Raw genomic sequence first — 24,642 nt, forward strand, 5'->3', positions numbered from 1 at the left:
TATGACCCAACTTGTAGATGTCAATCAAATGAATGCACTTGCCTTAGCTTATATGGGAGATGCGGTGTTGGAACTGCACATCAGAGAACATTTGCTTTTGAGCGGCCGCATGAAGCCAAATACGCTGCACCATGAGGCAACTAAATATGTTTCTGCCAAAGCTCAATCTATGATTGTCCGTCGCATGATAGAAGAACAGTTTTTAACGGATGAAGAACTGGCGATTTTTAGAAGGGGCCGCAATGCAAAATCCGGCACTGTCCCGAAAAATACGGATGTGATAACTTATCGCAACAGCTCTGGATTTGAAGCAATTCTAGGTTCTCTATATTTGACGAAGCAATATGAGCGCGTCAACAAAATTATTGATTACGCAATACAAATCGTTGAAGAAGAGAAAGGAGGCGCGAAATGAGCGAGAATGGAGAAATCATTGCTGGAAAGAACCCGGTGTTGGAAGCCCTTCGTTCAGGGCGGGAAATCAATAAAATTTGGATTAGCGAAGGCGTGAAAAAATCTGGGATTAAAGAATTGCTAGATTTAGCTCGTGAACGCGGAGTATTTATACAATATGTGCCAAAGAAAAAAATTGACCAGTTAACAAACGCTAATCATCAAGGGATTGCCGCTTCTGTGGCTGCTTATAAATATGCGGAGCTGGCTGACTTGTTTCAGGTGGCGAAAGAAAGAAAGGAAGATCCGTTTTTCATCATTTTAGATGAATTAGAAGATCCGCATAATTTAGGTTCTATTATCAGAACTGCTGATGCGATTGGCGTTCATGGTATAATTATACCCAAGAGACGTTCTGTAGGTCTTACTGCAACGGTAGCGAAAGCATCTACCGGGGCAATTGAGCATGTTCCTGTTTGCCGGGTGAACAATTTGGCTCAAACGGTAGATGAATTAAAAGAAAGAGGCCTTTGGATTGCGGGGACAGATGCAAAAGGCAGCATTGATTATCGAAAAATGGATGCTGCCTTGCCTTTAGCAATCATTATCGGAAGCGAAGGGAAAGGTATGAGCCGTCTACTGAAGGAAAAATGCGATTTTCTCTATTCTTTGCCAATGGTTGGACACGTCAATTCATTGAATGCTTCTGTTGCAGCGGCATTATTAATGTATGAAGTGTATCGAAAAAGGCAAGAAGTGAATGATTAGTCATGGAGAACATTTTAATCGTTGACGGTTACAATATGATTGGTGCTTGGAAAGAATTGCGGTCTTTAAAAGATACCAATTTGGAGGAGGCGAGAAACCGCCTGGTGGAACTCTTGGCAGAATATCAGGCGGTGATGGGGTGGCGCGTCATAGTCGTATTTGATGCATACCATGTTTCAGGAGCCGAAAGATCTTATCTTCAAAATTCGGTGGAAGTTATTTATACCAAAAAGAATGAAACGGCGGATGAACGAATCGAAAAATTGTCAAATGAATTAAAAAAACGGAAAGTCCAAATTTATGTCGCCACCTCCGACATGACTGAACAAAACGTTATATTTGGAAACGGCGCTTTGAGAAAATCAGCCCGTGAACTAGAAATAGAATTGGAGATTATTCAATCAAATATATCAAAAAAGGTGGAAACATCGCAGAAAGAAAGGCCGAAATCTAGAATTCCATTATCGAAAGAAGTAGAGTTAACCTTTGAAAAATGGAGAAGAGGGTTAAAATAACTCATTGACCTATATTTTCCAACTCATATATACTGTTCCTAATACGATTTATACGTCTGGGGTGAGGCCGTTGCTAAAAACAGAGCAATCGCAAACAGCACAATCTTTTGAAGAGCTAACGGATGAACAGCTTGTCGAACTAGTGCACCAAGGGAATACAGAGGCGTTGGATTATTTAATTAATAAATATCGGGTATTCGTAAAAACAAAAGCGCGTTCTTATTTTTTAATCGGGGCGGATAAGGAAGATATCATCCAAGAAGGCATGATTGGCTTATATAAAGCTGTGAGAGATTTTAAAGGGGATAAATTAACTTCCTTCAAAGCTTTTGCGGAATTATGTATTACGCGTCAAATTATTACGGCTATTAAGACAGCTACGCGCCAAAAACATATTCCGCTCAATTCTTATGTTTCATTAGATAAGCCGATTTATGATGAAGAATCCGATCGGACGTTGATGGACGTCATAACAGGTGCGGAATCTGAAAACCCTGAACATTTAATGATTAATCGTGAAGAGTACTCCCATTTGGAGGAAAAAATCAGTGAAATATTGAGCGAACTTGAACAACAAGTACTTTCATTATACTTGGATGGACAATCCTATAATGAAATCTCTGAAGAATTAAATCGCCATGTGAAATCCATTGACAATGCGTTACAAAGAGTCAAGCGAAAATTAGAGCGCCATTTAGAAAATGGAGAAATTATTTGAAAACTATATTTGCTATTATTGACAGCTTGTTTTTTTGGTGTTAGTCTTTAAAAGATAAAATGCCAGAATAGAGGTTATTCTTATGGCAAAGAAAATCGTTTTATGCTGTGAAGAGTGTGGTTCGCGAAATTACACTTACCCTGAAAAAGAAAATACAACTAGATTGATGCTAAAAAAGTATTGTCCACATTGCAAACGGCATACGTTGCACAAACAAACCCGCTAGTTGATATAGAGAACATAGATGAGTTATTCGGAGGTTAAGCGAGAATGGGCAAAATTAAAAAGTTTCTGCAAGAAGTCGTGACAGAAATGAGGAAGACAAGCTGGCCGAAAAGTAAAGAGCTTACAAAATACACAGTAGTTGTAGTGACGACGGTAATCTTTTTCGCGCTCTTCTTTCTGCTAGTGGATTTAGGTGTTTCTGAATTGTTCCGTTGGTATTTAAATATATAATTATTTGAGTAAACATATTTTTTGAAAATAGCCCGTTTGTTCTTCTACGGGTTTTTTTCATTTGTTTTACTTTATAATAGTAATACGGAACCAGCCGCCGTCAGGGATGCGCATATGTAAAGGAGGGAAGGACGAATAGTCCGGCAACATTATGGAAAAACAATGGTATGTAGTTCACACTTATTCAGGTTATGAAAATCGTGTGAAGGCGAATCTGGAAAAACGTGTAGAAACAATGGGAATGCAAGATCTAATTTTCCGGGTTATTATTCCTGAACATGAAGAAACAGATTTAAAAGATGGAAAAAAACGCACAGTGAAACGCAAAGTATTCCCAGGCTATGTACTAGTTGAAATGATTTTAACAGATGAGTCTTGGTATGTTGTGCGAAACACTCCAGGCGTAACAGGATTTATCGGCTCTTCAGGCGGGGGCGCAAAACCGACGCCGCTACTTCCGGAAGAAGCGGATCGTTTATTACGCTCCATGGGACTTCACAAAAAAGCCATTGGCGAATTGGATATTTCTGTCGGCGATTTAGTGGAAGTGTTAGAAGGTCCGTTCAAGAACTTCAAAGGAAATGTTGAAGAAATTGATGTAGATAAAGGAAAAGTGAAAGTTTCTGTCGACATGTTTGGTCGCGAAACAAAAATGGAACTTGATTTTGAACAAGTGCAGCGAGTATAAATTTAAATGACGAAATTAGCTTAAATTGCAAATATTTTATTGCTTCATAATATTTTTGCTTGCTTAACAATCTGAAAAATGGTATCATTTCATAGGTCAGACTAGTTTTACAGTCTGAAGAATTGACTAAAGATATTTTATCGGCATGGCTGATAAATGGATATTTGAGTGGGAGGGGCAACCCAATATACCACATCACGGACTTTAAGGAGGTGTGTCTCGTGGCTAAAAAAGTAATTAAAATTGTTAAACTTCAAATTCCTGCTGGTAAAGCGAACCCAGCTCCACCAGTTGGTCCTGCACTTGGTCAAGCTGGTGTAAACATCATGGGATTCTGTAAAGAATTTAACGCTCGTACTGCTGATCAAGCAGGTTTAATTATACCTGTTGAAATTACAGTATTCGAAGACCGTTCATTTACTTTCATTACGAAAACTCCACCTGCAGCTGTATTACTTAAAAAAGCAGCTGGTATCGAATCAGGTTCTGGTGAGCCAAATCGTAAAAAAGTTGCAACGGTTAAACGCGATAAAGTTCGCGAAATCGCAGAACTTAAAATGCCTGACTTAAATGCTGCGTCTGTAGAAGCGGCTATGAGAATGGTTGAAGGTACAGCACGAAGCATGGGTATTGAGATTGTTGACTAATCTAATCTCACATTAATCGTGTTGTGTTTTTGAGGTTGCGCAAGTTCTGTAGAACCCGCAACCTTTATTCGTGGGAGGTAAATTCCGCTAAAACCACAAAGGAGGAAAAATAATGGCAAAACGTAGTAAAAGAATGCAAGAACTTTTAAAATTAGTTGATCGCACAAAATTGTATCCAGTAGAAGAAGCAATTGCATTAGCTCAAAAAACTAGCAACGTTAAATTTGATGCGACTGTAGAAGTAGCTTTTCGCTTAAATATTGATACTCGTAAAAACGACCAACAAATCCGCGGAGCAGTTGTGCTTCCAAACGGAACTGGTAAAACTCAACGCGTATTAGTATTTGCTAAAGGTGAAAAAGCGAAAGAAGCTGAAGCTGCTGGTGCAGATTATGTAGGCGATGTAGATTACATCAACAAAATTCAACAAGGTTGGTTCGATTTTGATGTAATCGTAGCTACACCTGACATGATGGGTGAAGTTGGTAAACTTGGTCGTGTATTAGGTCCAAAAGGATTAATGCCAAACCCGAAAACAGGTACAGTAACTTTCGATGTAGCAAAAGCAATCGCGGAAATCAAAGCTGGTAAAGTAGAATACCGCGCTGATAAAGCAGGTATCGTTCATGTACCAATCGGTAAAGTTTCTTTTGAAACTGAAAAATTGGTAGAAAACTTCTTAGCTGTATTCGAAGCGATTCAAAAAGCAAAACCAGCTGCCGCAAAAGGTACTTACATGAAATCAGTGAACATCACTACTACAATGGGTCCATCTATCAAAGTGGATGCTTCAAGCGTAGTAGTTAATTAATAAATAAAAAGTAGGATAAAACTATTGACAATTTTCCTATCCATGATTATTATGGATGATGTTCTGAATTGAATATTGTGACTCATTTGTACCGTAGACAGTAGGGGTGCACCGGCACTTAAACTTTCCCTACCGAGGTCATAAATCGATTCTTTTGATGATGACGTTTTATGCCTTCGTGTGTCTACACGGAGGCTTTTGTTTTATCGGTATGAATGACCCATTCTACAGGAGGTGTCAAAATGTCTAAAGCAATTGAAGCCAAAAAAGCGCAAGTACAAGAAATCGCGGATAAATTTAAAAATGCTGCTTCAGTAGTAATCGTTGACTACCGCGGTTTGAACGTAGCTCAAGTGACAGAATTGCGTAAACAACTTCGCGAAGCTGGCGTTGACTTTAAAGTTTACAAAAACACTTTAACTCGCCGCGCTGTTGAAGAAGTTGGATTAGAAGGACTTAACGATTATTTAACAGGTCCAAACGCGATCGCTTTCTCTAGCGAAGATGTTGTAGCGCCAGCGAAAATTCTTAACAAATTCGCGAAAGATAACGAAGCGCTTGAAATTAAAGCAGGTGTAATTGAAGGAAACATTGCAACAGTTGAAGAAGTTAAAGCTCTTGCTGATCTTCCATCTCGCGAAGGTTTACTATCAATGTTGCTTTCTGTACTTCAAGCTCCAATTCGCAACTTTGCTCTTGCAGCAAAAGCTGTTGCGGAACAAAAAGAAGAACAAGGTGCGTAATTTTTCGCTTACCACATTTCGATTTCAGGCAAATCGCCTAATAAAAATATCGATATAGGAGGAATATGAAATGACTAAAGAACAAATTATTGAAGCTATTAAAGAAATGACAGTTCTTGAATTAAATGACTTAGTAAAAGCAATCGAAGAAGAATTCGGCGTAACAGCTGCTGCTCCAGTTGCAGTTGTTGGTGGCGCTGCTGCAGGTGCTGCTGCTGAAGAAAAAACTGAATTCGATGTAGTACTTGCTAACGCTGGCGACCAAAAAATCAAAGTTATCAAAGTTGTACGTGAACTTACTGGCTTAGGCTTAAAAGAAGCTAAAGACTTAGTTGACAACGCTCCAAAACCACTTAAAGAAGGCGTTTCTAAAGAAGAAGCTGAAGAAATCAAAGCTAAACTTGAAGAAGTTGGCGCTTCTGTAGAACTTAAGTGATAATTGCTTAAGGATGGATTTATACTAAAAAATAAAAAAAAGCTCGTCGTATTTGGCGAGCTTTTCTTCATTTCTTCAGGGAGGCCCAATAATATGACAGAACATTATTATTCCAAAAAGCCTCAAACAGAAAGCAAACCTCAGCAATGGCGTTATGTGCTTTTAGGACATTCTTTATTATTCGAAACGGATTCGGGTGTATTTAGCAAAAACGAAGTGGATTTTGGATCGCGTTTATTGATTGAAACCTTTCAAATGCCTGAAGTAGATGGTGCTGTTTTAGATGTTGGCTGCGGCTACGGGCCCATTGGTTTGGCCATTGCAAAACAATATCCTGAGCGGACCGTTTTTATGATGGACATTAACGAACGGGCTGTTCAATTGGCGAAGAAGAACGCTGAAATGAACGGAATCCAAAATGTACGAATTTATGAAAGCGACGGCGTATCAGTAGATGGGGATGTCCAAGTGGCTGCTGTATTGACAAATCCGCCAATCCGTGCAGGTAAAGAAACGGTTTTTAAAATCTATGATGGAGCATTCCGATATTTGTGTGTTGGAGGAGAACTATGGGTGGTTATTCAGAAGAAACAAGGTGCGCCATCCACGCTAAAATATTTAGAAGAGAAGTTTCGTTCAGTGGAAATAATGGAGAAGAAAAAAGGTTATTGGATTATTAAAGCTGAAAAATAAGAGGAGTAACCATAAAATATTGACTTGACAAATCGGCTATGATAACATAATAAAATGCAAAAATATTATTTTTTGGGAGTGTGCCCTTTTGTATGCAATCATTTTGATGTGGGGATACTTGCCATTGATAAATTAAGTTTAATCGAAAATGAGGTTTTAGAAAAGTCTCGTTTTCTTTTTGTCTTTGAAAAATCATACACCATTTATTAGATTTTGCAAAGACCTATTATCGCTTTATTGAGGGGTGAATAAGTTGACAGGTCAACTAGTTCAGTACGGACGACACCGCCAGCGTAGAAGCTTTGCGCGCATTAAAGAGGTGTTGGAGCTTCCAAATTTAATTGAGATTCAAACATCCTCATACGAATGGTTCCTTAAAGAAGGATTGCTTGAGTTGTTTAAAGAAATTTCCCCAATTGAGGATTTCACAGGCAATCTCTCCCTTGAATTTGTCGATTTTTCATTAGGTGAACCAAAATATGATGTCGATGAATGTAAGGAACGAGATGTAACTTATGCAGCTCCATTGCGTGTAAAGGTACGTCTTCATAACAAAGAAACTGATGAAGTAAAAGAACAAGATGTGTTCATGGGGGATTTCCCATTAATGACTGAAACAGGCACATTTATTATCAATGGTGCCGAACGGGTTATCGTATCTCAGTTGGTACGTTCGCCAAGCGTATATTATCACGATAAAACAGACAAAAACGGCAAAAAAGGATTTGGTGCAACGGTCATCCCTAACCGCGGCGCATGGCTAGAGTTTGAAACAGATGCAAAAGACATTGTTTATGTCCGCATCGATCGCACTCGTAAATTGCCGGCTACCGTTTTATTAAGAGCGCTAGGCTTTGGTTCTGATCAAGAAATTCTTGATATTATCGGCGACAACGAATATTTGCGCAACACGATTGAAAAAGACAATACAGATAGCACGGAAAAGGCATTGATTGAAATTTATGAACGCCTTCGTCCGGGTGAACCGCCAACAGTTGAAAACGCCAAAAGCTTGCTTTATTCCCGTTTCTTTGATGCGAAACGCTATGATTTAGCGGCTGTTGGTCGTTATAAAATGAATAAAAAATTGCATATAAAAAATCGTTTGTTCAATCAAAGAATTGCCGAAACATTAGTCGACCCTGAAACAGGGGAAATTATTGTCGAAAAGGGTACAATTCTTGATCGCCGTACATTAGATAAAATTCTGCCTTATTTAGAGAAAGGTGTCGGATTCCGTACTTTATCTCAAGTAGGCGGTGTATTGGATGGAGATATTACAATCCAATCCATTAAGATATATGCTCCGAATGATGAAGACAAAATCATCAACGTGATTTCTAACGCAAACGTTGAAGAGGAAGTGAAACATTTAACACCAGCTGATATTATCGCTGCCTTGTCATACTTCTTCAACTTGCTATATGGCGTAGGAAACGTGGATGACATCGATCATTTAGGTAATCGTCGTTTACGTTCAGTTGGGGAATTGTTGCAAAATCAATTCCGCATTGGACTTTCCCGTATGGAACGTGTAGTGCGTGAACGGATGTCCATTAACGATACGGCTTCCATCGTGCCGCAACAATTGATTAATATTCGTCCTGTGATTGCAGCAATTAAAGAGTTCTTTGGTAGCTCGCAATTATCTCAATTTATGGACCAAACAAACCCGCTAGCAGAATTAACGCATAAACGCCGTCTTTCTGCCTTAGGACCAGGTGGTTTAACGAGAGAACGTGCAGGTATGGAAGTGCGCGACGTTCACTACTCACACTATGGTCGTATGTGTCCGATTGAAACGCCAGAGGGTCCAAACATCGGATTAATCAACTCGCTATCAACTTATGCAAAAGTGAATAAATTCGGCTTTATTGAAACCCCATACCGCCGAGTTGACCCTGAAACAGGGCGAGTAACAGATCAGATTGACTACTTGACAGCGGATGAAGAAGACAACTATATCGTGGCTCAAGCGAACTCACCGTTGAATCCAGACGGTACATTTGCCAAAGAAGAAGTTTTAGGTCGTTTCCGTGGAGACAACACAGTTTTCAAAAGAGAATTAGTTGACTACATGGACGTATCACCAAAACAAGTAGTATCTGCAGCGACAGCATGTATTCCGTTCTTAGAAAACGACGACTCCAACCGCGCGTTGATGGGGGCAAACATGCAGCGTCAGGCAGTGCCATTAATCCAACCGGAAGCTCCTTATGTAGGGACAGGAATGGAATACGTTGCCGCTCGTGACTCCGGTGCTGCGGTAGTCTGCAAACACGAAGGTATCGTGGAACATGTGGAATCAAGAGAGATTCGCGTTCGCCGCATTGAAGTGAAAGATGGCAAAGAAGTAAAAGGCGAACTAGATGTCTATAAGCTTCAGAAATTCCAACGTTCCAACCACGGTACATGCATTAACCAACGTCCAATCGTGAAAGTTGGAGATCGCGTAAAACCAAGAGATATCTTAGCGGATGGTCCTTCCATGGATAAAGGCGAACTTGCTTTAGGTCGCAACGTTCTTGTTGCCTTCATGACATGGGAAGGTTTCAACTACGAAGACGCGATTATCATGAACGAACGTCTTGTAAAAGATGATGTGTATACATCCATTCATATTGAAGAATATGAATCAGAAGCTCGTGATACAAAATTAGGTCCAGAAGAAATTACTCGCGATATTCCAAATGTGGGCGAAGATGCACTTCGCAACCTTGACGATCGCGGTATTGTCCGCATTGGTGCAGAGGTGCGCGATGGAGATATCTTAGTAGGGAAAGTAACGCCAAAAGGAGTTACAGAGTTAACAGCTGAAGAACGATTGCTCCATGCGATTTTCGGTGAAAAAGCCCGCGAAGTGCGTGATACATCATTGCGTGTACCACACGGAGCAGGTGGTATCGTTCTTGATGTAAAAGTCTTCAACCGCGAAGATGGAGATGAATTGCCACCAGGAGTTAACCAGCTCGTGCGTGTTTACATTGTTCAAAAACGCAAAATCCGCGTCGGTGACAAAATGGCCGGACGCCACGGTAACAAAGGGGTTATTTCCCGCATATTACCTGAAGAAGATATGCCATTCTTGCCAGACGGAACTCCAGTTGACATCATGTTAAATCCATTGGGCGTACCGTCTCGTATGAACATCGGACAAGTGTTGGAACTTCACTTAGGTATGGCTGCTCGAAAATTAGGTCAATACATGGCTACTCCAGTATTTGATGGAGCCAACGAAGAAGATGTTTGGAGTACAATGGAAGAAGCGGGAATTGCTCGAGACGGTAAGACAATCCTTTACGATGGACGCACGGGAGAACCGTTTGATAACCGAGTATCTGTCGGCATCATGTACATGATTAAACTCGCCCACATGGTTGATGATAAACTTCATGCCCGTTCAACTGGTCCATACTCGCTCGTAACGCAACAGCCACTGGGCGGTAAAGCGCAGTTCGGCGGACAACGTTTCGGTGAGATGGAGGTTTGGGCACTAGAAGCTTATGGTGCAGCTTATACACTTCAAGAATTATTAACAATCAAATCCGATGACGTTGTAGGCCGCGTGAAAACTTACGAAGCCATCGTAAAAGGCGAAAGTGTTCCTGAACCAGGCGTACCAGAAAGTTTCAAAGTGTTAATTAAAGAACTTCAATCACTAGGATTAGACGTGAAAATGCTCACAGTTGACGAAGAAGAAATCGAATTGAGAGATATGGATGATGAAGAGGATCTTCAACCAGCAGATGCTCTCAATATCTTGCCAGCTAAAGAAGAAAAACCTGTTGAAACTCAAAAATAATAAATGCGGGCAGGATTTTGTCCTGCCCTATTAAACCTTTAGGCTTTTGAATAAAAATGGAATGTCATAAGGACTTATTTAAGGGAGGTAGGCTCCTTGGTTGACGTAAATGAATTCGAATTTATGAAAATTGGTTTAGCTTCACCAGATAAAATCCGCTCTTGGTCTTATGGAGAAGTAAAAAAACCTGAAACAATTAACTATCGTACATTAAAACCTGAAAAAGACGGTCTTTTCTGCGAACGCATTTTTGGTCCTACAAAAGACTGGGAATGCCACTGTGGAAAATATAAACGTGTTCGTTATAAAGGTGTAGTATGTGATCGATGCGGCGTTGAAGTAACACGAGCAAAGGTTCGCCGTGAACGCATGGGCCATATTGAACTTGCGGCGCCAGTTTCCCATATCTGGTACTTCAAAGGAATTCCAAGCCGTATGGGTCTGATTCTTGATATGTCCCCTAGAGCACTTGAGGAAGTTATTTACTTTGCATCTTATGTAGTTATCGATCCAGGTGCTACAACACTAGAAAAGAAACAGTTATTATCTGAAAAAGAATATCGCACATATCGCTCAAAATTCGGCAATAGTTTCGAAGTAGGCATGGGTGCTGAAGCCATTAAAAAACTGCTCGAACAAATTGATTTAGAAGAAGAAGCAAATAAATTAAAAGAGGAATTAAAAACTGCTCAAGGCCAACGCCGTACACGTGCCATTAAACGCCTTGAAGTCATTGAATCTTTCCGCAGCTCTGGCAACAGACCGGAATGGATGGTTTTGGAAGTGCTTCCTGTTATTCCACCAGAACTTCGACCAATGGTACAGCTTGATGGTGGACGTTTTGCTACTTCAGACTTGAACGATTTATATCGCCGCGTAATTAACCGGAACAATCGTCTAAAACGGTTACTTGATTTAGGTGCTCCAAGCATCATCGTTCAAAACGAAAAACGCATGCTGCAAGAAGCAGTAGATGCCTTAATTGATAATGGACGCAGAGGCCGCCCTGTAACAGGCCCTGGTAACCGACCGTTAAAATCTTTATCTCATATGTTAAAAGGTAAACAGGGTCGTTTCCGTCAAAACTTGCTTGGTAAACGTGTTGACTACTCAGGCCGTTCCGTTATCGTTGTAGGTCCAAACCTAAAAATGTATCAATGCGGTTTGCCAAAAGAAATGGCCATTGAATTATTCAAGCCATTTGTTATGAAAGAGCTTGTTGAAAGAGGTTTGGCCCATAACATTAAGAGTGCAAAACGCAAAATTGAACGCATGCACAACGAAGTATGGGATGTATTAGAAGATGTGATCAAAGAACATCCAGTACTACTAAACCGCGCTCCAACACTTCACCGATTGGGTATTCAAGCATTCGAGCCAACGTTGGTTGAAGGTCGCGCGATTCGTTTGCATCCACTTGTATGTACAGCTTATAACGCAGACTTTGACGGAGACCAAATGGCCGTACACGTACCGTTATCAGCTGAAGCTCAAGCAGAAGCGCGTCTTTTAATGCTTGCGGCTCAAAACATTTTGAATCCTAAAGACGGTAAGCCAGTCGTAACACCGTCCCAAGACATGGTATTAGGAAACTATTACTTAACGCTTGAACGTAAAGGAGCTCGTGGAGAAGGCTCAATCTTCTCAAGCCCTAATGAAGTGTTAGTCGCTTACCAAAACGGCAATGTGCACTTGCATAGCCGAATTGCTGTAAAAGCAAGCTCTTTAAACAATAAAACATTTACGGAAGAGCAAAATAAAAAATTCTTGATTACAACAGTAGGTAAAATTATCTTTAATGAAATTTTGCCAGAGTCTTTCCCATACATTAACGAACCAACATCTTACAACTTGGAAGTAGCGACTCCAGACAAATATTTCGTCGACTTGAGAATTGACGATGAAATGTTGAAAGAACTGGAAGCTTCTGAAGAATACAACCAACTTTCTGAAAAAGAAAAAATTGAATATCAACGGAAAGCAGTATTGAAAAAATACATCGAAGATCAAGAGCTCATTACACCTTTCCGCAAAAAATTCTTGGGAAGCATTATCGCGGAAGTATTCAAACGATTCCATATTACGGAAACTTCCAAAATGCTTGACCGCTTGAAAGACTTAGGATTTAAGTATTCAACACGTGCGGGTATTACGGTAAGTATTGCGGACATCCTTGTATTGCCAGAAAAGAAAGAAATCTTGGATAAAGCTCAGAAAAAAGTGGATAAAGTCATGCAACAATTCCGCCGCGGTTTAATTACGGAAGAAGAACGATATGACCGAGTGATTTCCAGCTGGTCTGAGGCGAAAGATGAAATCCAAGCAAAATTAATGAACTCATTACCAAAATTGAACCCAATCTTCATGATGAGTGACTCTGGTGCCCGCGGTAACGCATCGAACTTTACTCAGCTTGCTGGTATGCGTGGTCTGATGGCCAACCCAGCTGGTCGTATCATCGAGCTCCCTATTAAATCTTCCTTCCGCGAAGGTTTAAGCGTATTGGAGTACTTCATTTCGACACACGGTGCCCGTAAAGGTCTTGCCGATACAGCGTTAAAAACAGCGGACTCTGGATATTTGACTCGCCGTCTTGTGGACGTTGCCCAAGACGTGATTATCCGCGAAGAAGATTGCGGTACAGACCGCGGATTAACAATTGGCGCATTAATGGATGGAACTGAAGTCATTGAATCACTGGAAGAACGTATTGTTGGACGATATGCGAAGAAAACAGTACGTCATCCTGAAACAGGCGAAGTGCTTGTAGAACGCGACAGCCTCATCACCCAAGATATTGCTCGTAAAATTATTGATGCTGGCATTGAAAAAGTGACAATTCGTTCAGCCTTTACATGCAATACAAGACATGGTGTATGTAAAAAATGCTACGGCATTAACTTGGCGACTGGTGAAGAAGTTGAAGTGGGTGAAGCAGTTGGTATTATTGCAGCCCAATCCATCGGTGAACCAGGTACCCAATTAACGATGCGTACATTCCACACTGGTGGGGTTGCTGGTAACGACATCACGCAAGGTCTTCCACGTATCCAAGAAATCTTTGAAGCTCGCAATCCAAAAGGGCAAGCGATTATTTCTGAAATCCGAGGCGTGGTGACTGATATTGAAGAAAGCCGCGATGGTTTAAGAGAAATTACAGTTGCCGGCGAAATTGAAACTCGCAAATATCAAGCACCATATAACGCACGCTTGAAAGTGGCGCTTGGAGATGAAGTGGAACCTGGCCAAGTGCTTACAGATGGTTCAATCGATCCAAAACAATTATTGAAAGTAAAAGACGTAGCAACAGTTCAAGAGTATCTGTTAAAAGAAGTTCAAAAAGTATACCGTATGCAAGGGGTAGAAATCGGCGACAAACACATCGAAGTAATGGTTCGCCAAATGCTTCGAAAAGTTCGCGTCATCGAAGCGGGAGATACAGACTTGCTTCCAGGAACGCTTCTTGATATCCATCAATTCACAGATGCAAACAGAGAAGCAATTATGAACGGAAAAATCCCTGCAACTTGCCGTCCGGTTATTCTTGGTATTACAAAAGCATCTCTTGAAACAGAATCGTTCTTATCTGCTGCATCCTTCCAAGAAACAACTCGCGTATTAACAGATGCAGCAATCAAAGGTAAACGAGATCCATTGCTTGGACTCAAAGAAAACGTAATTCTAGGAAAACTTGTTCCAGCAGGTACAGGTATGCAAAGATACCGTCAAATCAAAATCAAAGAAACGCCTGTTGACGCTCAAGATAAAGTAACTTCTGTTGAGTAATTGACAAGTCGTCTAAAATTTTCCTTTGACCAGTGGAAGGCTTAATTACTTCAAGCCTCCACTGGGTTTCCTTAAATAATTATTAGAAATAATTTTTATCATCCAATAAAAATAAATTGACAAATTGAAATGATAATGATAATATACTTAGGGTTGATAGCAACTGTTTCTACTTCGGAGGATATGTAAATGTCTTATGAAAAAGTAAAACAGGCAACTAAAACAATCATAGGAACAAAGCAGGCAGTAAAAGCAATAAAAGCTGGCCGGGCTAAAGAGATTATTATTGCACAGGATGCAGAAGAACGGATCACTCAACCCGTTATTGCACTTGCAGAAGAAAATGGAATTCCAGTCATTTTTGTGGAATCCAGAAAAGAGCTTGGCAAAGCGTGCGGAATCCAAGTTGGAGCTGCAGTTGTTGCGATTGCTGCGGATTAGTTTTTGTGAAAAAACACAAAAGCTTTGTTTTTACCTTAAAAATGAACCACCTGGATATGTGGTATTAAAAAATGATGAAATGAAGGGAGGAAAAACAGATGCCTACAATTAACCAATTGGTACGTAAGCCTCGTAAATCTAAAATTACTAAATCAAAATCACCTGCGTTAAACAAAGGTTACAACAGCTTTAAAAAATCTTTGACTAACGTTAATTCACCACAAAAACGCGGAGTATGTACACGTGTTGGTACAATGACACCTAAAAAACCAAACTCTGCGTTACGTAAATACGCTCGTGTTCGCTTAACTAACCAAATCGAAGTTACAGCTTACATTCCTGGTGAAGGCCATAACTTACAAGAACACAGTGTTGTATTAATCCGTGGTGGACGTGTAAAAGACTTACCAGGGGTACGTTATCACATCATCCGTGGTGCTCTTGATACTGCAGGTGTAACAGATCGTAAACAATCTCGCTCTTTATACGGTACGAAAAAACCAAAAGAGAAAAAATAATAATAAATAAATCACGATTGTGAAAGGAGGAAAACACATGCCACGTAAAGGTCCAGTTCCAAAACGCGACGTGTTACCTGACCCAATTTACAATTCAAAATTAGTAACACGCTTAATCAATAAAATCATGATCGATGGTAAGAAAGGTACTGCACAAAGAATTCTTTACGGTGCGTTTGATATCGTAAGAGAACGTACTGGTAGAGAACCTCTTGAAGTGTTCGAGGAAGCATTAAACAACGTAATGCCAGTTCTTGAGGTACGTGCTCGCCGTGTTGGTGGTTCTAACTATCAAGTACCGGTTGAAGTTCGTCCAGACCGTCGTATTACTTTAGGTCTTCGCTATTTAGTAAACTATGCGCGCCTTCGCGGTGAAAAAACAATGGAAGAGCGTTTAGCGAATGAAATTTTAGATGCTGCAAACAATACTGGTGCTGCAGTGAAAAAACGCGAAGACATGCACAAAATGGCAGAAGCAAACAAAGCATTTGCACACTATCGTTGGTAATCTAAATTTTGTACTAGCTCTATGCTAGTACAAAATTTAAATATAACATATTTAGTCTAAACCCAATATGGAAGGAGACAATTCCCTATGAAACGCGAATTCTCCCTAGAGAATACACGTAATATTGGGATTATGGCTCATATTGATGCTGGTAAAACAACAACAACTGAGCGGATCCTTTATTACACTGGTAAGATTCACAAAATTGGTGAAACTCACGAAGGTGCCTCTCAAATGGACTGGATGGAGCAAGAGCAAGAACGTGGTATTACAATCACTTCTGCTGCGACAACAGCTCAGTGGAAAGGTCATCGCATTAACATCATCGACACACCAGGACACGTAGACTTCACTGTAGAAGTTGAACGTTCTTTGCGCGTACTTGATGGTGCAGTTACAGTACTTGATGCCCAATCCGGCGTTGAGCCACAAACTGAAACAGTATGGCGCCAAGCTACAACATACGGTGTTCCACGTATCGTATTTGTAAACAAAATGGATAAAATCGGTGCCGATTTCTTGTATTCAGTAAGTACGCTTCGTGATCGCCTACAAGCAAACGCACATCCTGTTCAACTACCAATCGGTGCTGAAGATACATTCAATGGTATCATCGATTTAGTTGAAATGAAAGCTACTTTCTATAAAAACGACCTTGGTACTGAAATTGAACAAGGTGAAATTCCAGAAGAATACAAAGCACAAGCTGAAGAATACCGCGAAAAACTTATTGAAGCAGTTGCTGAACTAGACGAAGAATTAATGGAAAAATACTTCGCTGGTGAAGAAATCACTGTTGAAGAGTTAAAAGCGGCTATTCGTAAAGCGACAATCGCAGTAGAATTCTATCCAGTTCTATGCGGTAGTGCGTTCAAAAACAAAGGTGTTCAATTAATGCTTGATGCAGTAGTTGATTACCTACCATCACCTATTGATATTCCTGCAATTAAAGGAACAACACCTGATGGAGAAGAAGTAGAACGCCATGCAAGCGATGATGAACCATTCTCAGCATTAGCGTTCAAAGTTATGACTGACCCATATGTTGGTAAGTTAACATTCTTCCGTGTATACTCAGGTGTATTAGATTCTGGTTCATACGTTCTAAACTCTACAAAAAATAAACGTGAACGTATTGGACGTATCCTTCAAATGCACGCAAATCACCGTGAAGAAATTACAAAAGTATTTGCAGGAGATATTGCTGCAGCAGTTGGTTTAAAAGATACAGTAACTGGCGACACATTATGTGACGACAAGCATCCTGTTATCTTAGAATCAATGGAATTCCCAGAACCAGTTATCTCAGTTGCTATTGAACCAAAATCAAAAGCAGACCAAGATAAAATGAGTACAGCGCTTGGAAAACTTCAAGAAGAAGACCCAACATTCCGTGCGCATACAGACCAAGAAACAGGTCAAACAATCATCTCAGGTATGGGTGAGCTTCACCTTGATATCATCGTTGACCGTCTAAAACGCGAATTCAAAGTAGAAGCGAACGTTGGTGCTCCTCAAGTTTCATATCGTGAAACATTCCGCAAGACTGCTCAAGTTGAAGGTAAATTCGTTCGCCAATCTGGTGGTCGCGGTCAATATGGTCACGTATGGATCGAGTTCTCACCAAACGAAGAAGGAAAAGGCTTCGAATTCGAAAATGCTATTGTCGGTGGGGTAGTTCCACGCGAATATATTCCAGCTGTTGAAGCAGGATTAAAAGATGCTATGCAAAATGGTGTTATTGCTGGTTACCCAATTATCGACATTAAAGCGAAATTATTCGATGGTTCATACCATGATGTGGACTCCAGTGAAATGGCGTTCAAAATCGCTGCATCTATGGCATTGAAAAATGCAGCTTCAAAATGTGATCCTGTATTGCTTGAACCAATCATGAAAGTGGAAGTTGTAGTACCTGAAGAATATCTAGGAGATATTATGGGTCACGTAACTGCTCGCCGCGGTCGCGTTGAAGGTATGGAAGCTCGCGGTAATGCACAAGTAGTTCGTGCAATGGTTCCACTTGCTGAAATGTTTGGTTATGCAACAACGCTTCGTTCTGCAACTCAAGGACGCGGTGTATTCTCAATGGTATTTGACCATTATGAAGAAGTACCAAAATCCATTGCAGAAGAAATTATCAAAAAAAATAAAGGTGAATAATAATTGAAATCTCACCTTGTATCAAGTATAAATAATTTGTAAGCTATGATTGTATGACAAGGAAATTCTTTCTTGTCAGCAGTTGTAATAATAAATAAAAAAATATAAGAAATAGGAGGCTTTCTCTAATGGCTAAAGAAAAATTCGATCGTTCAAAACCACACGTTAACATTGGTACAATCGGTCACGTTGACCACGGTAAAACTACTTTAACAGCTGCTATCGCTACAGTTCTTGCAAAACGCATCGGTGGTGAAGCTAAATCTTACGACCAAATCGATAACGCGCCAGAAGAAAAAGAACGCGGTATCACAATCAACACTTCTCACGTTGAATATGAAACTGAAAAACGCCACTATGCACACGTAGACTGCCCAGGACACGCTGACTACGTTAAAAACATGATCACTGGTGCAGCTCAAATGGACGGCGGTATTCTAGTAGTATCTGCTGCTGACGGTCCAATGCCACAAACTCGTGAACACATCCTACTTTCTCGCCAAGTAGGTGTACCATACCTAGTAGTATTCTTAAACAAATGCGATATGGTAGACGATCCAGAATTATTAGAATTAGTAGAAATGGAAGTTCGCGACTTGCTTTCAGAATATGACTTCCCAGGCGACGAAGTTCCTGTAATCAAAGGTTCTGCTCTTAAAGCTCTTGAAGGAGATGCTGAATGGGAAGAAAAAATCATTGAATTAATGGATGCAGTTGACGAATACATTCCAACTCCACAACGTGAAGTTGATAAACCATTCATGATGCCAGTAGAAGACGTATTCTCTATCACTGGTCGTGGTACAGTTGCAACTGGTCGTGTAGAACGCGGTCAACTTAAAGTTGGTGACGAAGTAGAAATCATCGGTCTTGCTGATGAGCCAACAAAAACAACTGTAACTGGTATCGAAATGTTCCGTAAATTACTTGACTATGCTGAAGCTGGTGACAACATCGGTGCACTTCTTCGCGGTATTTCTCGTGACGAAGTACAACGTGGTCAAGTATTAGCAAAACCAGGTTCTATTACACCACACACTGCTTTCAAAGCACAAGTTTACGTATTATCAAAAGAAGAAGGTGGACGTCATACTCCATTCTTCTCTAACTACCGTCCACAATTCTACTTCCGTACTACAGACGTTACTGGCGTAATCACATTACCAGAAGGCGTAGAAATGGTTATGCCTGGAGATAACGTAGAAATGACAGTAGAATTGATCTCACCAATCGCGATTGAAGAAGGTACTAAATTCTCAATCCGTGAAGGTGGACGTACTGTAGGTGCAGGTTCTGTATCTGAAATCATTAAATAATTGAACAAAAAATAGCTTACAACTGAAGCCATCTTGTAGATGTTTCTACAAGATGGCTATTTTTTATGGTTCTATAGATAATGGGCATATAGTTTATTCAAAATATGTATTTCATTTATACGAAGTTTTTCTATTATAATGAAATTAAGAAGATTTCGATATCTTCAAAAATAAATTGGGAAAAATACGCAAGGGGGATGCGGTATATGGCGAATTATGTTCAAGTAGGGAATTTGCAAGTAGCGAAAATATTGTATGATTTTGTAAACGAAGTCTTGCCTGAAGCAGAAGTGAATCAAGACGCGTTCTGGGCAGGATTTGATCAAATCATTCATGATTTAACACCTGAAAACAAGGAGCTTCTTGAAAAACGCAGAGAGTTGGAAGAAGCAATCCATAATTGGCATAGAGAAAACCGGGGTAATTTTGACTTTGATAAATATAAAGCATTCTTACAAGAGATCGGCTATATTGAGCCACAAGTAGAAGACTTTGAAGTGACAACAGAAAATGTGGATGATGAAGTGGCAGTTCAAGCTGGTCCTCAATTAGTAGTGCCAGTAAGCAATGGCCGTTATGCATTAAACGCTGCCAATGCTCGTTGGGGAAGCCTTTACGATGCATTATATGGAACAGATGCCATCAGCGAAGAAGACGGCGCTGAAAAAGGCACTAGCTACAACCCAGTTCGCGGTCAAAAGGTAATTGAATACTCCAAGAAATTTTTAGATCAGGCAGTTCCATTAAAAGATGCATCTCATCTTGATGCTATAAAATATGCGATTGAAGATGGAAAATTAGTTGTGACACTAGCAAACGGCAACAAAACTAGCCTTGTAGATGAGTCAAAAGCAGCAGGTTATACAGGTTCTCCAGAAGATCCTTCGGTTGTTTTATTGAAAAACAATGACTTGCATATTGAAATTCAAATCGACCGCAATCATCCAGTGGGCAAAGACGACCCTGCCGGCATTAAAGACATCATTTTAGAAGCTGCTGTGACAACGATCATGGACTGTGAAGACTCTGTTGCCGCTGTGGATGCAGAAGATAAAGTGCTTGTTTACAGCAACTGGCTAGGATTAGTTCGTGGGGATTTATCTGCGACTTTCGAAAAAGGTTCAAAAACTTTGACTCGTACTTTAAATCCTGACCGCACATATAAAGATTTAAATGGTAATGAATTTACATTACCTGGCCGTTCATTGATGTTTGTCCGCAACGTAGGACACTTAATGACAACAAATGCCATCTTAGACAAAAACGGCGAAGAAATCCCAGAAGGAATTATGGATGGCGTGATTACAAGCTTAATTGCGAAACTTGATGTGATTGGAAAATCGAAATATAAAAACTCCAAAAAAGGTTCAATTTACATTGTAAAACCAAAAATGCACGGCTCAAAAGAAGTGGCTTTCACAAATAAATTGTTTGGCCGTATTGAAGATTTGCTAGGCCTTGAACGCTACACATTGAAAGTGGGCGTAATGGATGAAGAACGTCGCACAACATTGAACTTGAAAAACTGCATTAAAGAAGTAAAAGAACGCATTATCTTCATCAATACAGGATTCCTAGACAGAACTGGGGATGAAATCCATACATCCATGGAAGCTGGACCAATGATTCGCAAAAACGAAATGAAATCTTCTGTTTGGTTAAATGCATACGAAAAATCAAATGTATTTGTCGGATTACAATGCGGCTTGCAAGGCCATGCACAAATTGGTAAAGGAATGTGGGCAATGCCTGACTTAATGGCAGCTATGCTTGAGCAAAAAATCGCTCATCCAAAAGCTGGTGCCAATACAGCTTGGGTACCATCTCCAACAGCTGCTACATTGCACTCCATCCACTATCATTTAGTCGATGTAAAAGAAGTGCAAAAAGGCATCACAGATTTTGAAGATTTACAAGATGCTATTCTTCAAATTCCTGTAGCGAAAAATCCAAACTGGAGCCCAGAAGAAATTCAAGAAGAGTTGGACAACAACTGCCAAGGAATTTTAGGTTACGTAATTCGCTGGGTTGAACAAGGCGTTGGATGCTCAAAAGTGCCAGACATTAACAATATCGGCTTAATGGAAGACCGTGCAACGCTTCGTATTTCCAGCCAACATATCGCCAACTGGTTGCACCATGGCATTGTAACAAAAGAGCAAGTGTATGAAACATTAAAACGCATGGCTGTAGTGGTGGATAAGCAAAATGAAGCGGATCCAAACTATCGCCCAATGGCTCCAAACTTTGAAGAGTCTGTTGGTTTCCAAGCAGCTTGCGACCTTATCTTCAAAGGTTATGAACAGCCAAATGGCTACACTGAACCAATCCTACACAAACGTCGCCTAGAAGCAAAACAAAAATACGGCGTAGTTAGCGCAAATTAATCCAAATAAAAGACATGCGCTCCTAATGGAAGGAGGCATGTCTTTTTATTTCGGGATAAACTGATGGGCTAAATCAATAAATTCCCGTACGGCAAAGGATAAATATTTATTCTTTTTCCAAGTCAACCCTAATTCCAAAAAGAGATTTTCTTGTTTGAATGGGATTGAAACAATTTTATCATTTTGGAGTTTTTTGCAGATTTTTTTCGGAAGCAGTGCAATGCCGACTTTTGCGGCAACCATTTCAACAATTAAATCCTTTTGGGACGATTCACACACAATAGTTGGATAGAAGCCGTTTTTTGAGCATTCTTCAATGATGCGATCATATAAAGTAAAGTCCTTCCGGTAAATGATAAAGGCCTCTTTTTCCAACTGCGCTATTTCAACTGACGGATTTGCAGCAAGAGGATGATCTTTATGAACAATTAACATGAGCGGATCTTTCAAAATACTGATGGCCTCTAATTGATCATTGGGCACACATAAGTTGCAAATCAGGCCGATATCTAATTCTCCCTCTTCCACCCCTTGACGGATTTTCTTCGTTCCGACTTCCGTTAGTTTGATTTCAATATATGGATATTTTTCTTTATACAAACTAATAATTTTAGAGAAAAATTCCACTCCCACAATTGGTGGAATCCCAATCCGGATTTCTCCCTTTTTTAGTTCCATTAAATCGGTAAGTTCAGAACGTAGATTTTTAAAGGCGGAAAGAACGTGCTGCGCATTGGCAAGTACCGCCTTTCCCGCGTCCGTCAACTCCAATTGTTTTGAAGAACGATAAAATAATGGAACCCCAAGCTCAGCTTCTAAATTTTGAATGGCTTTACTGATAGATGGCTGGGAAACGTGCAAAGTAGAAGCCGCTTTTGTGAAACTAAGGTGTTTTGCAACTTCAGTAAAATATTCAATTTGGCGGATGTCCACAAAACACATCTCCTTTAAATGCACGATAGTCTTTTGTTCCATTATACTGATTAAAAGAGAATTTTCTAATGAAAAAAGTTATAAAAATGATTTTCTTACACAAATCGCAAAATAAATTACAATATATAAATATAAATAAACTTTCGTGAGAGGTTGAAAAAATGAAAATTTTTTTAATAGAAGATGATCCATCTATTTTTCATTTAATCAAAGAACGGTTTAGCCAATGGTCGATGGAAGTGGTGGGCCCGACGGATTTTAAAAAGGTGATGGATGACTTTTTGAAGGAAGAGCCTCATCTTGTGATTATTGATATTCAGCTCCCAGCCTTTGATGGGTTTCATTGGTGCAGGGAAATTCGGGCCGTTTCCAAAGTGCCGATTCTATTCTTATCATCAAGAGACCACCCAATGGATATGGTGATGGCGATGCAGATGGGAGCAGACGACTTTGTGCAGAAACCTTTCCATATGGAAGTGCTGCTTGCGAAAGTGCAGGCTCTTTTAAGGAGAACCTATGACTATGGGGAAAAGGTGCAAAATATAGTGAGATGGAACGGGGCCGTCATTGATTATGATAAAGGGACTATCCAATATGAAGAAAAATCGGTGGAATTAACGAAAAATGAATTGTTTATTTTAAAAACATTGCTGGATTCCGTGGACAAAATTGTTTCCCGCGATGAACTGATGAGGAAACTTTGGGATGACGAGCGATTTGTCAATGATAATACATTAACGGTCAATGTCAATCGCTTGCGTCAACGGCTTGAAGAAATCGGTTTGCGGGATGCCATTGTCACGAAAAAAGGACTTGGCTATATGGCGGTGACAAAATGATAGGACTATTTTTAAAAGAAAGAAGAGCGTGGATTATATTTTTCCTGCTTTTTCAAATATGGCTCAATGTATTGTTTTTCATCGATAACGGATTGTCCAATGTATCAATTCTATATGTGAACTTGATGGATTTTTTGTTCTTTATTCTTTTTATAATCTGGCGTTATTTGAAAGAAACAAAACAACTGAAAGTCATTTATGAACTACCGATTAATGAAGAACTGCTTTCTCCCTTTCAGCGAAAGTATATGGAACATTTTCAAAAACAATATAAAGAACTAGATAATAGACTTCATCAAATAAAACTGGAAATGCTTGAGCAGCAAGATGCGATGCTTGCATGGGTGCATGAAATGAAATCACCGATGACCGCCATGAAATTAATTGTAGAACAAGTAGAACCTTATACATTAAGGGAAAAGATTGAAAAAGAATGGTTCCGCATGTTTTTGTTGCTTGATCAAAAAATTCATGAAACAAGGCTTTCAACCATTGAAAAAGATAACCGCTTGGAAAAGGTTTACTTAGAAACTATCGTTCATCAACAAATCAAGGATTTCCGTTCATGGTGTATTGAAAAGGGAATTGGTGTGGAAACGAAGAATTTGCAAGAAACCGTGGCAACCGATGCTAAATGGCTTGGGTTCATCATCCGCCAAATCTTCTCCAATGCGGTGAAGTACAGCCATGAAAACAGCGAAATTCATATCTATACAACCTATGATGAAAAGGGTCATTTATTATTGCATATAAAAGATTTTGGTATTGGCATCCGTGCCGAAGACTTGCCGCGCATTTTCCAACGGTCCTATACGGGAACTATAGGGAGAGAAACAACGGCAGCAACCGGGATGGGTTTATACTTAGCGAAGGAAGCGGCTGAAAAACTGGGGCTTACGCTGAGGGTAGACTCGCAAGTAGGTGTCGGCACAACCTTTACAATCCAATTCCCGTTGGAAAATGAATATATTCAATCTTATGGTATGTGACAAAATTGTCATGTACCATTTTTTTTTGTCACGGGATTCGAACGATTGAAAGAAGCTGAATGTGTACAATGATAGTAACAAAACCATACAAG

The 24,642-nt window shown here is 39.9% G+C and carries 23 protein-coding genes and 1 other annotated feature; of the genes, 22 read left to right on the top strand and 1 reads right to left on the bottom strand.

The genetic code is table 11. From position 1 onward, the window contains the following. The first annotated feature begins 1 nt into the window (after nucleotide 1). The 20 genes from DKZ56_RS02915 (at nucleotide 2) to DKZ56_RS03010 (ending at nucleotide 21,789) form a co-directional block, all read left to right on the top strand. Nucleotides 2–415, top strand: coding sequence for a Mini-ribonuclease 3 (locus tag DKZ56_RS02915; RefSeq protein WP_208651239.1), 414 nt, complete (start codon nucleotides 2–4; stop codon nucleotides 413–415). After that, nucleotides 412–1,161 (top strand): 23S rRNA (guanosine(2251)-2'-O)-methyltransferase RlmB, encoded by a 750-nt coding sequence (gene rlmB / locus DKZ56_RS02920; protein WP_208651240.1) that lies wholly within the window; start codon nucleotides 412–414, stop codon nucleotides 1,159–1,161. Before DKZ56_RS02915 ends, rlmB begins: the two co-directional genes overlap by 4 nt. Before the next feature lie 2 nt (nucleotides 1,162–1,163). Continuing rightward, the gene (locus tag DKZ56_RS02925; protein ID WP_208651241.1) at nucleotides 1,164–1,676 is read left to right on the top strand and encodes an NYN domain-containing protein; all 513 of its coding nucleotides are present in this window, start codon (nucleotides 1,164–1,166) and stop codon (nucleotides 1,674–1,676) included. A gap of 70 nt (nucleotides 1,677–1,746) precedes the next feature. Next, the gene (sigH, locus tag DKZ56_RS02930) at nucleotides 1,747–2,394 is read left to right on the top strand and encodes an RNA polymerase sporulation sigma factor SigH (protein WP_208651242.1); all 648 of its coding nucleotides are present in this window, start codon (nucleotides 1,747–1,749) and stop codon (nucleotides 2,392–2,394) included. A gap of 82 nt (nucleotides 2,395–2,476) precedes the next feature. After that, nucleotides 2,477–2,620, top strand: coding sequence for a 50S ribosomal protein L33 (rpmG, locus tag DKZ56_RS02935; protein ID WP_208651243.1), 144 nt, complete (start codon nucleotides 2,477–2,479; stop codon nucleotides 2,618–2,620). 44 nt (nucleotides 2,621–2,664) lie between these two features. Then, a complete protein-coding gene (secE, locus tag DKZ56_RS02940; RefSeq protein WP_208651244.1) occupies nucleotides 2,665–2,850 on the top strand; it encodes a preprotein translocase subunit SecE in 186 nt (61 codons plus the stop codon). A 151-nt stretch (nucleotides 2,851–3,001) separates the two neighbouring features. Beyond that, on the top strand, nucleotides 3,002–3,538 hold the full coding sequence (gene nusG, locus DKZ56_RS02945) for a transcription termination/antitermination protein NusG (protein ID WP_208651245.1): 537 nt from the start codon (nucleotides 3,002–3,004) through the stop codon (nucleotides 3,536–3,538). 221 nt (nucleotides 3,539–3,759) lie between these two features. Next, nucleotides 3,760–4,185, top strand: a complete 426-nt coding sequence (gene rplK, locus DKZ56_RS02950) for a 50S ribosomal protein L11 (protein ID WP_208651246.1) — start codon at nucleotides 3,760–3,762, stop codon at nucleotides 4,183–4,185. 112 nt (nucleotides 4,186–4,297) lie between these two features. Beyond that, nucleotides 4,298–4,996 carry a 50S ribosomal protein L1 gene (rplA, locus tag DKZ56_RS02955; RefSeq protein ID WP_208651247.1) on the top strand — a complete coding sequence of 233 codons (699 nt, stop codon included), beginning with the start codon at nucleotides 4,298–4,300 and terminating at the stop codon, nucleotides 4,994–4,996. A 73-nt stretch (nucleotides 4,997–5,069) separates the two neighbouring features. Continuing rightward, nucleotides 5,070–5,207: a sequence feature (ribosomal protein L10 leader region), on the top strand. 31 nt (nucleotides 5,208–5,238) lie between these two features. Further along, the gene (gene rplJ / locus DKZ56_RS02960; protein WP_208651248.1) at nucleotides 5,239–5,739 is read left to right on the top strand and encodes a 50S ribosomal protein L10; all 501 of its coding nucleotides are present in this window, start codon (nucleotides 5,239–5,241) and stop codon (nucleotides 5,737–5,739) included. A 70-nt stretch (nucleotides 5,740–5,809) separates the two neighbouring features. After that, the gene (gene rplL, locus DKZ56_RS02965; protein WP_208651249.1) at nucleotides 5,810–6,175 is read left to right on the top strand and encodes a 50S ribosomal protein L7/L12; all 366 of its coding nucleotides are present in this window, start codon (nucleotides 5,810–5,812) and stop codon (nucleotides 6,173–6,175) included. Between the two features lie 93 nt (nucleotides 6,176–6,268). Beyond that, nucleotides 6,269–6,868, top strand: a complete 600-nt coding sequence (locus DKZ56_RS02970) for a class I SAM-dependent methyltransferase (protein ID WP_208651250.1) — start codon at nucleotides 6,269–6,271, stop codon at nucleotides 6,866–6,868. A 244-nt stretch (nucleotides 6,869–7,112) separates the two neighbouring features. Next, entirely contained in the window at nucleotides 7,113–10,670 is a 3,558-nt protein-coding gene (gene rpoB, locus DKZ56_RS02975) for a DNA-directed RNA polymerase subunit beta (protein WP_208651251.1), read from the top strand. Between the two features lie 96 nt (nucleotides 10,671–10,766). Beyond that, nucleotides 10,767–14,456 (top strand): DNA-directed RNA polymerase subunit beta', encoded by a 3,690-nt coding sequence (gene rpoC / locus DKZ56_RS02980; protein ID WP_208651252.1) that lies wholly within the window; start codon nucleotides 10,767–10,769, stop codon nucleotides 14,454–14,456. A gap of 189 nt (nucleotides 14,457–14,645) precedes the next feature. Next, nucleotides 14,646–14,897, top strand: coding sequence for a 50S ribosomal protein L7ae-like protein (locus tag DKZ56_RS02985; RefSeq protein WP_208651253.1), 252 nt, complete (start codon nucleotides 14,646–14,648; stop codon nucleotides 14,895–14,897). Between the two features lie 98 nt (nucleotides 14,898–14,995). Further along, complete coding sequence (gene rpsL, locus DKZ56_RS02990; protein ID WP_208651254.1) at nucleotides 14,996–15,415, top strand: 30S ribosomal protein S12; 420 nt, start codon at nucleotides 14,996–14,998, stop codon at nucleotides 15,413–15,415. A 37-nt stretch (nucleotides 15,416–15,452) separates the two neighbouring features. After that, on the top strand, nucleotides 15,453–15,923 hold the full coding sequence (gene rpsG, locus DKZ56_RS02995; protein ID WP_208651255.1) for a 30S ribosomal protein S7: 471 nt from the start codon (nucleotides 15,453–15,455) through the stop codon (nucleotides 15,921–15,923). A gap of 87 nt (nucleotides 15,924–16,010) precedes the next feature. After that, entirely contained in the window at nucleotides 16,011–18,086 is a 2,076-nt protein-coding gene (fusA, locus tag DKZ56_RS03000; RefSeq protein WP_208651256.1) for an elongation factor G, read from the top strand. Between the two features lie 128 nt (nucleotides 18,087–18,214). Further along, nucleotides 18,215–19,402 (top strand): elongation factor Tu, encoded by a 1,188-nt coding sequence (gene tuf, locus DKZ56_RS03005; protein WP_208651257.1) that lies wholly within the window; start codon nucleotides 18,215–18,217, stop codon nucleotides 19,400–19,402. A gap of 206 nt (nucleotides 19,403–19,608) precedes the next feature. Next, nucleotides 19,609–21,789, top strand: coding sequence for a malate synthase G (locus DKZ56_RS03010; RefSeq protein WP_208651258.1), 2,181 nt, complete (start codon nucleotides 19,609–19,611; stop codon nucleotides 21,787–21,789). Nucleotides 21,790–21,834: 45 nt separating this feature from the next. On the opposite strand, the gene DKZ56_RS03015 is transcribed toward DKZ56_RS03010, so the two are convergent. Further along, nucleotides 21,835–22,722 (bottom strand): LysR family transcriptional regulator, encoded by an 888-nt coding sequence (locus tag DKZ56_RS03015; RefSeq protein ID WP_208651259.1) that lies wholly within the window; start codon nucleotides 22,720–22,722, stop codon nucleotides 21,835–21,837. 161 nt (nucleotides 22,723–22,883) lie between these two features. Here DKZ56_RS03015 and DKZ56_RS03020 point away from each other — a divergent pair, with 161 nt between their 5' ends. Further along, nucleotides 22,884–23,561 carry a response regulator transcription factor gene (locus DKZ56_RS03020; protein ID WP_208651260.1) on the top strand — a complete coding sequence of 226 codons (678 nt, stop codon included), beginning with the start codon at nucleotides 22,884–22,886 and terminating at the stop codon, nucleotides 23,559–23,561. Beyond that, entirely contained in the window at nucleotides 23,558–24,550 is a 993-nt protein-coding gene (locus tag DKZ56_RS03025; RefSeq protein ID WP_208651261.1) for a sensor histidine kinase, read from the top strand. The genes DKZ56_RS03020 and DKZ56_RS03025 overlap by 4 nt, the downstream gene beginning before the upstream one ends. Nucleotides 24,551–24,642: the final 92 nt, after the last annotated feature.

Origin of the sequence: Ureibacillus thermophilus, from assembly GCF_004331915.1 — a bacterium.
Lineage (GTDB): Bacteria > Bacillota > Bacilli > Bacillales_A > Planococcaceae > Ureibacillus > Ureibacillus thermophilus.